The organism is Enterococcus larvae (genome assembly GCF_017830045.1).
GTDB lineage: Bacteria > Bacillota > Bacilli > Lactobacillales > Enterococcaceae > Enterococcus_L > Enterococcus_L larvae.
In genome coordinates this window covers 78,472-93,604 of the sequence record NZ_JAEDXU010000006.1, presented here as the reverse complement: position 1 = coordinate 93,604, position 15,133 = coordinate 78,472, and the positions used below count along the sequence as shown (strand labels likewise).

14 protein-coding genes are annotated in these 15,133 nt (G+C 40.6%); 6 read left to right on the top strand and 8 right to left on the bottom strand.

Annotation, left to right across the window (positions count from 1 at the left end; translation table 11 throughout):
• Positions 1 to 147: 147 nt before the first annotated feature.
• The gene (locus I6N96_RS12245) at positions 148 to 630 is read right to left on the bottom strand and encodes an MGMT family protein (protein ID WP_209557833.1); all 483 of its coding nucleotides are present in this window, start codon (positions 628 to 630) and stop codon (positions 148 to 150) included.
• Between the two features lie 289 nt (positions 631 to 919).
• Here I6N96_RS12245 and I6N96_RS12240 point away from each other — a divergent pair, with 289 nt between their 5' ends.
• Both I6N96_RS12240 and I6N96_RS12235 read left to right on the top strand, forming a co-directional pair.
• Positions 920 to 1,603, top strand: a complete 684-nt coding sequence (locus tag I6N96_RS12240) for a phage tail tip lysozyme (RefSeq protein ID WP_209557832.1) — start codon at positions 920 to 922, stop codon at positions 1,601 to 1,603.
• A 58-nt stretch (positions 1,604 to 1,661) separates the two neighbouring features.
• Positions 1,662 to 2,315 carry a peptidoglycan amidohydrolase family protein gene (locus I6N96_RS12235; protein ID WP_209557831.1) on the top strand — a complete coding sequence of 218 codons (654 nt, stop codon included), beginning with the start codon at positions 1,662 to 1,664 and terminating at the stop codon, positions 2,313 to 2,315.
• 161 nt (positions 2,316 to 2,476) lie between these two features.
• On the opposite strand, the gene I6N96_RS12230 is transcribed toward I6N96_RS12235, so the two are convergent.
• Entirely contained in the window at positions 2,477 to 5,116 is a 2,640-nt protein-coding gene (locus tag I6N96_RS12230) for a YfhO family protein (protein WP_209557830.1), read from the bottom strand.
• Between the two features lie 430 nt (positions 5,117 to 5,546).
• On the bottom strand, positions 5,547 to 6,236 hold the full coding sequence (locus tag I6N96_RS12225) for a PRD domain-containing protein (RefSeq protein WP_209557829.1): 690 nt from the start codon (positions 6,234 to 6,236) through the stop codon (positions 5,547 to 5,549).
• 153 nt (positions 6,237 to 6,389) lie between these two features.
• On the opposite strand from I6N96_RS12225, the gene I6N96_RS12220 reads away from it, so the two are divergent.
• From I6N96_RS12220 to I6N96_RS12205, 4 genes are all read left to right on the top strand, one after another.
• On the top strand, positions 6,390 to 7,199 hold the full coding sequence (locus I6N96_RS12220; protein ID WP_209557828.1) for a MerR family transcriptional regulator: 810 nt from the start codon (positions 6,390 to 6,392) through the stop codon (positions 7,197 to 7,199).
• 85 nt (positions 7,200 to 7,284) lie between these two features.
• Positions 7,285 to 7,812, top strand: a complete 528-nt coding sequence (locus I6N96_RS12215) for a GNAT family N-acetyltransferase (protein WP_209557827.1) — start codon at positions 7,285 to 7,287, stop codon at positions 7,810 to 7,812.
• 252 nt (positions 7,813 to 8,064) lie between these two features.
• A complete protein-coding gene (locus I6N96_RS12210) occupies positions 8,065 to 8,277 on the top strand; it encodes a hypothetical protein (RefSeq protein ID WP_209557826.1) in 213 nt (70 codons plus the stop codon).
• 15 nt (positions 8,278 to 8,292) lie between these two features.
• Entirely contained in the window at positions 8,293 to 9,255 is a 963-nt protein-coding gene (locus I6N96_RS12205; RefSeq protein ID WP_209557825.1) for a hypothetical protein, read from the top strand.
• A 256-nt stretch (positions 9,256 to 9,511) separates the two neighbouring features.
• On the opposite strand, the gene hisJ is transcribed toward I6N96_RS12205, so the two are convergent.
• From hisJ to I6N96_RS12180, 5 genes are all read right to left on the bottom strand, one after another.
• Entirely contained in the window at positions 9,512 to 10,345 is an 834-nt protein-coding gene (gene hisJ, locus I6N96_RS12200; RefSeq protein WP_209557824.1) for a histidinol-phosphatase HisJ, read from the bottom strand.
• Between the two features lie 16 nt (positions 10,346 to 10,361).
• Positions 10,362 to 11,609 (bottom strand): glutamate-5-semialdehyde dehydrogenase, encoded by a 1,248-nt coding sequence (locus I6N96_RS12195; RefSeq protein ID WP_209557823.1) that lies wholly within the window; start codon positions 11,607 to 11,609, stop codon positions 10,362 to 10,364.
• A gap of 2 nt (positions 11,610 to 11,611) precedes the next feature.
• Positions 11,612 to 12,442 carry a glutamate 5-kinase gene (proB, locus tag I6N96_RS12190; RefSeq protein WP_209557822.1) on the bottom strand — a complete coding sequence of 277 codons (831 nt, stop codon included), beginning with the start codon at positions 12,440 to 12,442 and terminating at the stop codon, positions 11,612 to 11,614.
• Between the two features lie 261 nt (positions 12,443 to 12,703).
• Complete coding sequence (locus tag I6N96_RS12185) at positions 12,704 to 13,945, bottom strand: DUF1015 domain-containing protein (RefSeq protein ID WP_209557821.1); 1,242 nt, start codon at positions 13,943 to 13,945, stop codon at positions 12,704 to 12,706.
• Positions 13,945 to 15,132 carry a phosphoglycerate dehydrogenase gene (locus tag I6N96_RS12180; protein ID WP_209557820.1) on the bottom strand — a complete coding sequence of 396 codons (1,188 nt, stop codon included), beginning with the start codon at positions 15,130 to 15,132 and terminating at the stop codon, positions 13,945 to 13,947. Before I6N96_RS12180 ends, I6N96_RS12185 begins: the two co-directional genes overlap by 1 nt.
• Between the last annotated feature and the right edge of the window lies 1 nt (position 15,133).

The window sequence follows — 15,133 nt, the reverse complement described above, 5'->3', positions numbered from 1 at the left end:
CGCTCGTCTTTCCACTAAAGTCAGTATACCAGAAAATTTCTTGAAATAGCCTTTCAATAAAGTGAGACAAATTTTCGGTTTTTGCAATTTTTTTCACAAGATCGACTGAACCGCATGGCTTAAAAGATATTCCCATGGGGTTCTTTATCATGTATTTAAATCAAATAGAACGGTATCGACGTCTTTTACATAATAACGTATGTTTTTACGCCCTCGCTTGATAATAGTATGTCCCTCTTTTTCCAGCATTATTTTCTGCTGCTCAACGCCTCCTGGAAACTTCGGATGCAGTTCGCCATGAGCCTTCAGTGTCCGCCAATAGGGAGTTACGTCAGTCTGACGTTGACTACTGGCCCATGCAGCAATAGATATAAATGCCCCGGCAGTGATCGGTTCGGTAAAATCGGCCTGATTTAGTGTTGCAAGATATGCTCTGATGGCTGGTATTGTAATGACCTTTCCTTCCGGAATTCGTCTCATCTGTTCATCATAAGTGATGGGTGGAGCAAAATACATCTTCTCACCACCATACTTTTCAATTGCTTTTTGATCCGTGATAATCTTGAATTTTGGCATATCCTTCGGGTCATGCAGCATCGCATTGAAGTCCTTTTTGTCTTCGTTCGCCATGAATGTCTCCTCCTTTAACTAATCCCGCAGTACGCAATTCAACGCCCTTCCTGCGTTTCTTATTAAGAGTTGATGATCATCTGTCTCTTCAAGCTAAAGATAGCATAAATAGACAGGGTGGACAATGAGACAGTTGAAAAAAATAAAAGAAAACACCTTTGAAGAATTTGAGTAAAGGTGTTTTTTTACGGATGATTTTCGAATTTTTCGATTGAGTTTAAGTGATACTATTTGCTTGTAAAGCTCCAGCGCTGAAAGTTTTATAAACATGCTCGTGAAAGGAGAAAAAATGGCTACACAATTGGAAACTGCAACACAGATTTGGACATACCTTGTCAATCGAGGCTGGACGCAGGAATCTGTTGCAGCAGTATTAGGCAATATGCAATCTGAAAGCGGCATAATCGCTGACAGATGGGAATCTGACAATGTGGGAAATATGTCAGGCGGCTATGGACTTGTGCAATGGACACCGGCGACCAAATACATTGATTGGGCAAAACAAAATGGTTTGGTCTATCAAGATGTTATCAGTCAATGCAAGCGGATTGAATGGGAAGTGGAAAATAATGTCCAGTTTGCTCATCCAAGCATGTCTTTTCGGGCTTTTACCCAAAGTACCCAGACACCTGAAGTTTTAGCGGATATTTTCATTCGCTACTATGAACGTCCGTTAAACCCAAATCAACCGGCACGACAAACACAAGCCAGATACTGGTACAACAAGTTAAAAAATCAAATAACAACACAGAAAGGAGAAACGACAATGCAATGTTTCTTTAAACCAGATGGAGAGAATACCGTTTACTATTTTGATGGAAAAGGGCTGACAGGAATTGTGAATCCTGATGAAAAAAATATTTTGAATACTATTTATAAAGAGAACAACGGGAAAGATATGCCATATATCAGCAGATCAGACGCGTGGTTCACTCGTTTGAAGGATGTATCAAAACGAACAATCTTAAAATAGGATGCTCGTAAGAAACAGCCGGCATTTATGATGAATATCTTAGGAAAGGAGCGATAAAATGGCAAACGTTGATACAATGATCAAATGGATGACAGATAGAGAAAATAAGGTTGTCTATTCGAATGCTCGACCATGGGGCGGCGGCAATCCGGCACAATACGATTGCTCGGCAGCTGTCATTTCAGCTTTACGAGCAGGAGGCTTCGTATCGTCTGGTTCTAATGAAGGCTGGACAGGGTCACTGCATGATAATATTTTACCTGGCATTGCTACGAAAATTTCACGAGCTGAATGCAAAAAGGGCGATATATTCTTAGCGAAGTATTGGGCCTTTGATGGTCATACAGGAATCTTTTTGGATAATAACAGAATTATTCACTGTAATGCAGGAGACATGACGATTCGTACAACAGCAGCTGATGGAAGAATGGGACCTACTCCTATTGAATACTATCGACTAAATGGAAATACAATTCCAAATACTACTAAAAAAGGAGAAACGACAATGCAATGTTTTTTTAAACCAGATGGAGAGAATACCGTCTATTATTTTGACGGAAAAGGACTAACAGGTATTGTGAACCCTGATGAGAAAAATATTTTGAATACTATCTATAAAGAGAACAACGGAAAAGATATGCCGTATATCAACAGATCAGATGCGTGGTTTACTCGCTTGAAGGATGTATCAAAACGCGGGATTGTTAAATAGCTTATTGACGATGCTGAGAATATATTTATTCAGAGGCATTAAGAATTAAAATCAAAAAAAATCCTCCTAAAGCTTGCTTTTTAAACAGCTTTAGGAGGATTTTTTATGGAAAGCTTGATCAGGATGTTCGGTAGCTATTTCAGGTTTTAGACATATCCTGATTAAGAAGTCGTTTGCTTACGTCGTTTTTTTCTTTTCGGTTCTTGTTGTTGTGGTTTGCCTGTGAATCTTACAAACAAGACAAAGCCTCCGATACATAAAACAAATAGCGTAGCCCCTATTTTGAAGCCTTCCGGCAGATATACCAGTTTGATTTCATGTTCGCCTTCACTGACAGGGAAGCTGACAAAAGCATCCTTGAATGGGGTGACGTCAACCTTTTTTCCGTCAACGTAAGCTGACCAGCCTTTATCATAAGGGATCGTTGTTAGAACAACCTGATCTTTTTCAGCGGTAACAGTTCCAGTCGCTTTTCTTCCGGAAGCTGTCAAATCAACACCATTGTCCTTAATGGCAGTGACGGCTGATTCATAGGCCTGCAGATCCAGTCCTACTACTTTCGGATCTGCAAAACTTACAGCTTCAGTTCCATAGAAACTGACAGAAAAAGTAACTGTCGTCGGCTCTTCATAATAGCCAATATTATAATACTGGCCAGTAATATTGATCTGTGATTTTTGACTGATTCCATTGACTGTGATCGTTGCACTGGAGCTTTCCAGCTGACCAAAATCTGTTGGGAACAGGCTGAGATAGGCTTGCGTATGCGCGGGTACAGTAACATTCCAAGTGATTTCCTTCGCTACCTCTCCTTGTACCTCACGATAAGTCACAGAGTTTGCATTTTCTTCGATTTTTACGTTTTGCTGACCGATAATCGTCGGAGTATAGAACGTAAAGTAGTCCAGTTGTTGTTGTGCCAGATGGTTGAACAGTTCAGTCTGACTGCCTAAGTTATCATTTTCAGGCTGCTCAACATCATAGATGGATTCATCCGTCAGAAAGCCTAAAGGCAGAGCGTAGCTGTTTTCATATAAAGTCAGGCTGCCGGATTCACCTTTTGGCGCAAATCCAAATTTTAACGGATCGTTTTCAGCCAGGTTATATTTGATCCCAACTAAAGCATCCATCAATAACGTATTGTTTGGATAGCGGATATTCAGACTGGTTCCTCGTGAACGGAAGCCTAAGGAATCCAAATAAGTCGAGGAGTTTCGATTTCGAATTGAAGAGAATAAGCTGACACCGCTGTATCCATAATTGATGCTGTCATTAGAAGAAACAGGGTCTAGGTTTTCCAAACGGTAAAACGTATCATTTTCCTCTTTTGTCTGATCAACCAGTTTTTTGATATCTGGGTATGGGTCACTGTACAGACTGCGTGAAGCGTAGTTCCAATCCTCAAGAACACCATTGATCATCGCGCTTGTATTGATTGTTGCTTCTGCGCTGACTAATATCAGCAGTAATACTGTGAGATAGCGCCCAGGAACCTTTTTCAATTGGTAAAAGCTGATTCCCGCAAGATACAGGATAAGAAACAGCACAGTAATAATAAAGGACGTGATCGAGATATAGTCATAGCTTCCAGCTGCTTTTGATCCTTCAGCTAAAGCGAAAAAGGCAATTAGTAAAATCCCTGTTCCTGAAAGAATCCCAAGGTCGTCAGTTTTGAATTTCTCCCAGCCATAACCGGCTAATAAAACAACAAGGAACGAGAACAGGAAGCTGTAGCGGAATAAAAACATATTCGGCGCATGCATCCCGTGCCAGAATAAATTCAGCGGAACGATATAAAAGCTGGCAATCAAAACAGCGAACAGACTACCGAAAAGCAGCTTGTTCTTTAAAGGAACCTGCCGAGTAGTGAAATAGAAAATGGCAAAAAGTAAAGGCAACAATCCGACATAAATGAACGGGATCGACCCGTATTTTGTTGTATCGTAGACACCCACCATATTTTTCATCAGGATATCCCAGAACGCGGTTGCTTCCGTTTTGAACTTGGTTACCTCAGATAAGGTTTCACCATTTGACTGCAAATCAAACAATGTCGGTAAAATAATGATCATTGAAGCGCCGCCCGCCAACAGCGAAGTGATGCCGTAAGGTAGGATGGTTTTATTGTACCTCTTCCAGTTTGTCAGCATTCGTGCAATAAAATATAGTACAGAGAAAATACCGATCATAAAGCCCATGTAAAAGTTTGTAATGAACAATAACAGGTAGCTGACGAAAAGCATCGTTGGTTTTCTTTCATCCATCAGACGATGAATGCCCCAAACCACCAGTGGTAGATAAACGAAGGCATCCAACCACATGATCAACTCAGAATGAGCCGTCGCAAAGGACATCAACGCATAAGGAACACTGAGGGTGACATGTGCCCATTTATTGATTTTGAATGTGTGAGAGGCAAAGAACCAAAAGGAAAGCCCCGCTGATCCAATCTTTAACAGCGTGATCAGATACAGTGCATCCGGTATATTCTGGTTACTGAAAAAGAAGACGATCGGCGTGAATAAACCGCCCAGATAATAGGAAATCAACGACAGATAATTCAATCCCAGAGAAGCATTCCAGGTATAAAAAATACTCTGTTTGCCATGCAGGACATTATTGAAGCTGGCATGAAAATTTGAAAACTGTGAAAAAGCATCACTGGCAAGCACACTCCGGCTGCTGCCGGGGTAGATGCCGATACTTAAGTAAACCAAGACCATTATAAAAAAAGGAATGAAAAAGCTGGCAGCCATGTACGGCCAGTTTTCCTTGATAAATTGCTGTACTTTATTTTTCATTAGAAGACCTCACAACCCGATTAATATTCGTATATGAATCAACTAAATAAATGATTCCCTTCCAATAAAAGTGTTGAGTATCCCAATGACCATTCAACCTGACTTTTATGTGCCTGTCATTCCAATAAACAGCTTTGGAATAGACGGATTATTTAGTGAAATTCATATAGTATCTAGTTTAGCACATTCAAATAAAATATAGCCAATAGAAGGAAAATTTCATAAAATATTCATGAAATCCATTCAATAGATATAAGATTTATTAAAGGATTGCGACAAGTTCAATTGTTAAAGACCTATTTATTTTCTGATGGTGTCGTGAAGCTGAGTTATTAGAGGAAGCTGTTTTTGTGTCGACGGTCCTCGCTATGCTCTGATTATCGAAACACATAGAAATTGTTCCACACTCGTTTTTACCGATTGTTTCTTACTATCGGCAGCTATTGAGGTTTTTTTCAATATGAAGAGCAAGAAAGGCGAACTCATTGTCAGGTAAATCAACATTAAATATGTTCGTTATAATGGTTCGCAGTTTACTCGTAACGGCAAAGGCATCAGGATATCTTCTTTGGATGAAGCAATAGAGTTCACTGCTTTTTGAAATCTGCTCATCATGGTTATATAAGATTCTAAATGTAAGGAACTGAATATGACGTAAGAAATCGGGCTGATTCTTTTTCAAAAGGTCCACAGAGGTTCCCAACTGCTGACAGATTGCTTTTGTGAAACAGTCTAGTCCCATGATAAACCTACTTAGTTCAGACTCAGCTAATGACAGCTGCCAATTGGAGCAGAGAATAATTTCTAAAAATAATAGGAAGTCTGAGCTGGTGAAGGGCTCATCGGCATAGCTGTTAAGTATAGATAAGGCTTTTCTGACAAATAAATATTCTTCTTCAAAAAACGGATGGATGGTTATCATCTGTTGATCAGTAAGTGTTGGCTCAATCGATAGTTCCTCTGTCAAAGCAAACTGCAGCGTATGTTCAAAAAGCGAGCCTGATCGAAATGGAAATTGCTCACTATATAGCGCTGTCAGCAGTTCAATCAAAGTTTGCTTGTCCAGAGTTGTCGCTGAAAAAATGGAATAGGGTGCGTTTGAAGATTTACAAATAGTCATGATCGATGACCTCCTTTTTGTTGGTGGATTTAATAGTTCTTCTATCTTTTATAAAGAAAGTACGTGTTCTTCTCTCTGCTTTAGTGTAAACTGTCTAGTAACTAGACAGTCAATGGATTTTTGAAAAACATTTAGAAGAAATAAGAGGAATCAATGATGAGTAATAGGACGGATTATCTATCTATCAGTGAGTTTGCAGAGCTATCAGGGATAAAAAGAAAAACATTGATTTACTACGATCAAATCGATTTGTTGAAGCCGCGAAAAGTCAGCGATAAGGGCTATCGTTATTATCACTACCAGCAGCTGTATGCGGTAAACATGATTATTTTTTTCAAAGATATTGGCATGTCCTTGGAGGCAATCAAGGAATACAGTCAGCTGAAATCAGCAGATCAGATCATTGAACTGATTCAAAATCAGAAGGAAAAAATCAGGCAGAAACAGCTGTACTACAATCGAATGGAGCAGATGATCGATCTTCAAATCCAGTCATTGAAGGAGACTGAGAATTTCAATGACACATCGATTTCGTTAGTGGAGTATGATGAGGTGGCGCTTTTCTTTAGTGAAACGATCTATCATGGCGTGCATTCTCGAGTATCAGTTTCTTTGAGTGAACTTTACCAACAGTGTATAGCTGCTGGATATGAATTTCCTTACCCTTCAGGAATGGCTATGTACATGGCTGATGATTGGAATCCGGAGGCTTCTGCTGCTCAATATTATGTGAAGGTTCCTGACTCGTCGAGTGTCCGACCAAAAGGCAGGTATTTGGAATGCTATGTTCAAGGACATGCAGAGTATAAGACAGGGTATGAGAAATTAATCAACTATGCACAGAAGCACAAACTCTCTATCATGAACACACTCTACATCGATTTCATCCAAAATGAATTAGTTGCTCAGAATTTTGATGACTTCATTATGAAGATGATGATCCAGATTGAGGAAAAGAAATAGCAGGTATTCATGACGGAAATGACGAGAGATTGATTTTTTGAGCGGTGTGTATGCTATACTATTGTGAAAAAAAGGAGTGGAGCACATGGAAGAGATCACGCTTATTGTTCCTACAATGGCTTATGAACAACAAATCAAGGAATACAGAAATGAATTTTTAGCAAACAAAGACAGCATGGATGGAACCTCTTTTTTAAGAGAGTATGAACATGTTCCGGAGTGGCTGGCATTTATAGAACAGAATAGTCATGAGGAAACAGTGACAGAAGGCTTGGTTCAGGCAACGGAGCTTTTGGCTGTTCGTTCCTCTGATGATAAATTGATAGGTATGATCGATATTCGTCATAGCTTGAATGACTATCTGTTGAAGTTCGGTGGGCATATCGGCTACAGTGTAAGAAGAAGCGAGTGGAATCAAGGCTACGCGAAGGAAATGCTGCGGCTGGCTCTGGATGTTTGTCGGACGATAGATTTGAAGCAAGTTCTTGTTACCTGTAATAAAACCAATATAGCTTCCGCAAAAGTGATCCTGTTCAATGGTGGGAAACAGGAGAATGAAACCTTGGATGAAAGTGATGGGGAAATCGTTCAGCGGTATTGGATAACATTATAGAAGGATATCACTAAATCAAGAAACAATTAAATATAGAAAAAGAGATAAGCATTGAAATATTCATTTTTTCGATGTTTATTTTTTATTTTCTGGAATGTGATAATGAAAAGGAATCCGTTCCTGTTCTTTTTGTGATTATGTTATTTTTCAGTCAAATAGCTTTGTTTTGTTAATTTATTGTCTTGTTTATTTGTATGATTTTATCTAAACTAAAATGAAGGACGGCTAAAAAATGAGAAAGTAAGCTATCGTGTGGATGCAGAGCCTGATTCTAATAATATTCATGTGCAAGCAAAAGGTGGAGGAAATGGATCATATAAAAAGGAAATTGATATATCCATGATTACTGATAAAAAGAGTGTTTATAATTTACTGCCTAATGCCGTCAAAAAAGGGTTAGGTAAGGGTAAACTTGATGAAATAGTAAATAATATTTGGAGAGCCTATATATGGATAAAAGCTTAGTAAGGAGGAAAATTTTTGATCGTTCATTCTACAATAGAAAAACAAGAAATGCGTTTGGACTACATGAAGCTAGCTGAAAAGATGTGGTTTAAAGAAGAAAATGGAAAGAAAATAGATCCTGACCATGGTGGTAATACTGAAATGCTGCAAACAATTTTTTCTCTTTCTTTAGGGCTACCTAAATGGAATTACGATAAACAATGGCGTGGTAAGGAAATGAACAATGAAGATTTAAGCTTTTCTCCAGTTTCCACACAATCAATGAAAGAACTGGAATTCATCACAGATCATGTAAACATTTTAACAGTAGATAGGCGAGCCTTCTATATCATGATTCTTGAGGTGACGAGAGAAGTCCAAGGCAAAATAAGTGAAGATAATCGCCAGACATGGATAACACCAGATGAGTTTGAACGAAAACATCAGGACATTTTATCTCTGAGTTATGAGGAGGCAAATGGAATCAGCTTGAAGGAAGTCGATAGTATCCAAGTTGTTGACGAGCGCGATCCAGAATGCTGGAATGAAGAGGAAGACACATTTTTAGAGAATTTAGGAGACATGTTAGAAGAACAGCAGATGACGCTAACAGTACACGCTAAAAAGCTTGGGATGACTATTGATTATCGATATTTGGCATCAAAAATGTGGGGGAAAGCGTCCATTGATATTATCGATTATGATGAAGAGGTGTTAACCAATAACTTCTATCTGGCGATAAAACGTAAACATGATTTTCAATTCATCAATCCCAATTATAAAATGCTCAAGTATTGTGCGTTGTATGTAGATGGTGAACAAGAAAATACAATTAATTTCTATACAACTTTTACAGAAATCACATTAGAAGATCGGCATGCTTTGTATACGATGGTAGCTGAAATTGCCCGATTGACAGATGGAGTGATCAGTGAAGATAAAGAAAATTGGTTGACTATACCGGAGTTTAAGAAAAGACATGAGGAAGTTTTTAAATGAATATACGGGTAAAGCATATATTGTTAGAGGCATAATATGAAGATGGAATTGATTTAGAAAAAATTTTTACAGAAGATCCTACCTTGTTTTTAACTTTATATTGTAGAATTACTAAACTCTGAGAAGGGGAGAATATAGCTAAAACCAAAATAAGTATTTTGGGAGCGAATGATAATAAAGTAGTGCCCATAGCACTAACTAAATAAAAAGCCGTTGAGATTTAAAATTCTCAACGGCTTTTCCACATGTGCATAACTTATTTATTTAACCAATGTTCGACTTTTCCGTAATCTGAGCCAATATCTGCTAAAGAATGGGTGTCAGATCCGTAAATTAAAGGAATCCCTAGAGCATAAGCTTTCTCTAAAACCCAAGCCTGTGGATAACTTTGTGTATAACCCTTTTTTCGGAAGCCTGCAGTGTTTAAATCTAGCTGATAGTTTTGTTCTTTTACCTGCTGAAGCAAGTCGTCGATCAGAGTAACAGCTTTTGGCGAATAATCGATCGGTTCATCGAAAAATCGTTCGAATTTTTGACATAGAGAGATGTGTCCCAAACGTGTGGGTTTCCATCTGCCAAGATCAGCCTGTAAGGAATGTAAAACCCTTTGATAGTAAAGGATTTGGGCGTTTTGGAAAGAACCTGCCGGCTCAGTGATTCCGTCACGATATTCTTCGAAAGAGTAGTCGATTCCTCGTAAACCACCCTGTCCGGGAAGAAAGTGAACAGAGAGAACACCATCGTCTGTAAGAGGGCCGTATTCATTCAGAAAATCTGTTGTCCAGCTCTCAAATTCAGGGAAGTAATCAAGCTCGAAGCCAATGTGGATAACTAGATCGGAAGCATACTTTTTCCGTAGTTTATCCATACGTGTGAAATAGTTATCCACATCGTTTAATGCCATAGAAGCAGTTGTCCACATTTCTGGATCACCACCGGCTAGCTCGCTGATTGCTTTGGGCAGCGGTGCATGTTCTGTGATGCTGTATTCCTTGAATCCCAGTTGAATGGCTTTTTGAATCAAAAGCTCCGTGTCCTCTACTGTACCATGTGGACAGTATTCAGTGTGGGTATGTCCATCATACTTCATAAAACCAGCCTCCTTCTTATTGACGATACTGGCCATCGCCGTAGACGATGTACTTGGTAGAAGTCAGCTCTGCTAATCCCATAGGACCTCTGGCGTGTAGTTTTTGTGTGCTGATGCCGATTTCTGCACCGAAGCCGAAGACAAATCCATCTGTAAAGCGTGTAGAAGCATTGGCGTAAACTGCTGCTGCATCAACTTGCTGCAGAAACTGCTGTGTCGCAAAATAATTATCACTGATAATGCTTTCAGAGTGTTTTGTGTTGTACGTATTAATGTGAGTGATTGCTTCCTCCAACGAATCCACTACTTTGACCGCTAGAATGTAATCCAGAAATTCTGTTTCCCAGTCCGCTTCAACTGCTGGGACCGCTTCTTGGAAAATGGCCAATGCTCGTTCGTCTGCTCGCAGTTCAACATGATACTCATTCAGTGCTTTTTCAATGACTGGCAGAAATTCTTCTGCAACATCCTTGTGGATAAGTAATGTTTCCGCTGAATTACAAACAGATGGGCGCTGACACTTGGCATTGACGATGATGTCTGTTGCCATTTGCAACTGTGCATCCTTATCGATGTATACATGGCAGTTTCCTGTACCTGTTTCAATCACTGGAACAGTTGCAGTAGCCAGAACGGTTTTGATCAGATTGGCTCCGCCTCGTGGAATCAAGACATCTAGATAACCGTTCAAAGTCATGAGTTTTTTCGCAGTTTCTCGAGAGGTGTCGTCCACAAATTGAATGGCAAATGGCGAGTGCCCCTCTTTCTCCAAAGCCTTTTGCAGGACAGAAACTAAAATCTGATTTGAATGAAAGGCTTCTTTTCCACCTCTTAGGATCACAGCATTTCCAGATTTGAAGCAAAGACTGGCAGCATCTGTCGTTACATTAGGTCGAGATTCATAAATGATGCCGATCACGCCAAGGGGGACACGTTGCTTTCCAATCATCAGACCATCTTCGTTTTTCCACATTTTTTCTACTTCGCCGATTGGGTCTTCCAAGGAAGCCACTTGCCGAATACCATCTGCCATTGCAAGGATACGCTCATCTGTCAGGCGCAAACGATCCAGCATGGTTTCAGAAATTCCATGATCTGCAGCGACGGCCAGATCCTTCTCATTTTCCACCAAGATATCAGCTGTGTGGGCTTCGATTTCCTCTGCCATATGGAAAAGAAGATTGTTTTTCGTTTTTGTATCTAGTAATCCAAGCTTGAATGAAGCGGCTTTCGCCTGTTTGCCCAGTTGTATTAAATCCGTCATTTCTATTTCTCCCTTCCTGTTGATTCCTTCAGCGGTGTTTCTATAAATAATGTGCCGATTGTTTCGCCGGCTAAAATATCAAAAATGATTTGAGGCTGTTTGCCGTTTGCAAGTACCATCATACTATTGTGTTCTAATACTCGTTCGGCTGCTTTCAGCTTACTATACATGCCGCCGGTACCAAAACGACTGCCTTTTCCACCAGCTTGCTCAAGCAGGACGTCATCGATTTTATTGATCTCTGAATAAAGCTGTGCATCCTTATTAGTCAGTGGGTTATCGGAAAAGAAACCATCAATATCAGAAAGCATGACCAGCGCGTCTGCATTAATCAGCTGCGTAACAATGGCTGATAGCTGGTCGTTATCCCCAAACTTCGTTAGATGGTCCAACTCGTCGATTGCCACAGTATCATTTTCATTGATGATAGGAACGATGCCCATTTGCAGCAGCTGCTCCATCGTGTTGACCACGTTTCTGCGGCTCTCAGGAAATTCAATGACATCTCTAGTCAGCAACAATTGTCCGATTTGTTGGCTGTAAATTGAAAAGCGATGGTTGTAGATATTCATCAGCTCTGTCTGTCCAACTGAGGCAACCGCCTGCTGTTCGGGGATGGTCGGGGGTCGTTGATCCATATTCAGTTTGTTCAAGCCGACGCCGATAGCTCCGGATGAAACAAGAATGATTTCTTTTCCCTGATTTTTTAGATCAGTGAGTGTAAATGCCAGCTGGTCGATCGCCTTCAGATTGATATTGCCATTTGGGTAAATCAACGTACTGGTTCCAACCTTGATAACGATCCGTTTTGCATTTTTTAACTGTTTACGCATAGTATCCCTCCGCTTGTTCCCGATAAATAAGAGTATGAAAGAAGTGCGCTTTCCTGAGACTGCTCGAATAGGAGTCTGATGGAGAGCAATCGAATATTGCTGCCAAATAGTATGTAACTACCCGCTGAGCCTTGAAGCTGTTTGCTTTGCCTCGAACTTCTTGTTTCTGGTTACTTATCTTTTTTAGGTTCTAAGAAAGCCGGGACTATGTGCAGACATAGTTCCCAGCTCTCTGGATTGTTCTTCTATTTTACTGCTTTATTACGATTTTGTCTCTAGATCGTGCAAAAATAATCCGCTGAGCAGTTTTGGCTCAAACCATGTTGATTTCGGCGGCATGATTTTTCCAGCATCAGCTACATTCAACAAATCGTCCATCGTCGTTGGATAAACAGCAAAGGCAGCCGTCCATTGTCCGCTGTCGACAAGCTTTTCCAGCTCAGCCATCCCACGAATCCCGCCAACAAAATCAATACGTTTATCTGTTCGAACATCTTGAATATCAAAGATGTCAGCAAAGACATGATTCTGTAAAAGTGAAACATCTAAGCCGTCCACCGGATCATCAGATAAAATATGCGGTTTGGCTGTCAGCTCGTACCATTGCTTGTTTAAGTACAAACCGAAGCTTTTCGGCTGCGTTGGTTTTCCATCCGTCGTTTTTACAAAAGTGAAATTCTTCCCCAGACGCTCGAAAAAGTCATCTGTGATCGGTACATTCACGACACGGTTATAATCAAGGATTTCCAGCTCCTCTTTTGGAAAGATCACTGAAAGGAAGAAGTTTACCTCCTCATCAGTACCGGTTTCCGGATGTGCATCCTTGAACTTTTTCCCAACCTTTACAGCTGATTCTGTCCGATGGTGACCATCAGCAATGTATAGTGCCGGTACTTCCGCTGCAAAGGTCGTTACCAACTTCTCTATCAAAGCAGCATCGTCAATGACCCAGACTTTATGAGCAACTTCGTGGAAGCTGATAAAATCGTAAACAGGTGCATGCTTCTGTTTCCATGTATCCATGATTTGCTGAATATCATTTTGTGACCGATACGTCAGAAAAATTGGACTGGTATTGGCATCACAGGCTTCGATATGGCGAATACGATCGACTTCTTTTTCCGGACGAGTGAACTCGTGCTTTTTGATAGTCCCTTCTGTGTAATCATCGATGGATGTACATGTTACAAGACCAGTCTGGGCACGTCCGTTCATTGTCAGCTCATAAAGGTAAAGAGCTGGCGTGTCTTCTTGGATCAACCACTGCTTTTGTAGAAAAGCCTTCAGGTTTTCGGCCGCCTTTGCATAAACCTGATCATCATAGGGAGACAAATCTTCCGGCAGGTCGATTTCGGCTTTATCGATGTGAAGGTAAGAATAAGGATTATCTTGTCCTAGTTCACGTGCTTCGGCTGAGTTCAATACATCATAGGGCAGTGTTGCGATTTTATCGCTGAGCGTATCAGTCGGTCGGATACCTTTGAATGGATGGATCTTGACCATTAATAGCTCACCGCCTCATTATTTTTGATTGTTCTTACCTTGATGATATTTTCAGATTGCTGGATTTTTTCTGCTACATCCGCAATTTTCTGTTCATCTGTTTCAGCAATGTCAACCAGTGTGTAGGCGTAATCGTCACGGCTTCTGTTGATCATTGTATCGATGTTGATGCCGAGGTCAGCAATTCCTGTAGAAATCTGTCCCAGCATATTCGGTACATTTTTATGAATGATCGTGAAACGGTATGGCGAGTTGAAGGCCATTTCAACAGTCGGGAAGTTGACAGAGCGCTTGATATTTCCTGTCTCAAGGAATTTTTTCAAGGTACGAGCCGCCATTTTAGCACAGTTGATCTCAGCTTCTTCTGTAGAAGCACCTAAATGCGGCAGTACCATGATTTTATCATTGTGAAGCAAGCGTTCGTCAGCAAAATCTGTGACAAAATTACTGATTTGACCGTTGTTGACTGCTTCAATGACTGCGTCGGAGTCAACCAGCTCGCCCCGTGCAAAATTCAACAGTACCGCTGTCTCTTTCATTTTAGAAAGCTCATCTTTACCAATCAGATGATGGGTATTTTCAGTTAAAGGAACATGAACTGTGATGAAATCACAGTTGGTAAAAATCTCGTCCATATTTTGTGCACGTTTTACCCGACGAGAGATGCTCCATGCAGTATCAACAGAGACAAATGGATCGTAGCCTGTAACATCCATACCCAATCGGTACGCATCATTGGCAACCATGGCACCGATTGCGCCCAAACCGATGACACCGAGGCGTTTACCCTCCAATTCAGTTCCGGCAAATTGTTTCTTTTCTGCTTCTGCCTGACTTTCAACATCAGGGCCAGACAGAGTTTGTACCCAATTAGCCCCCTTCAAGACAGGGCGAACAGACAGTAACAGGCAGGCAACAACGAGCTCTTTTACTGCGTTGGCATTAGCCCCGGGCGTATTGAATACGACGATGCCATTTTCTGTGCACTTCTGTACAGGAATGTTATTCGTACCTGCTCCGGCACGAGCAACGCCTAAAACAGAAGAAGGAAACTCATAATCATGCAGTTTTTGACTGCGTAGAACGATTCCAGCAGGCGCTTCTGTTTGATCGACAGAGAACTGCGGGTCATTGAATCTTGCTAAACCTTCCGGCGCAATGGCATTGAATGTTTTGATATCGAACATA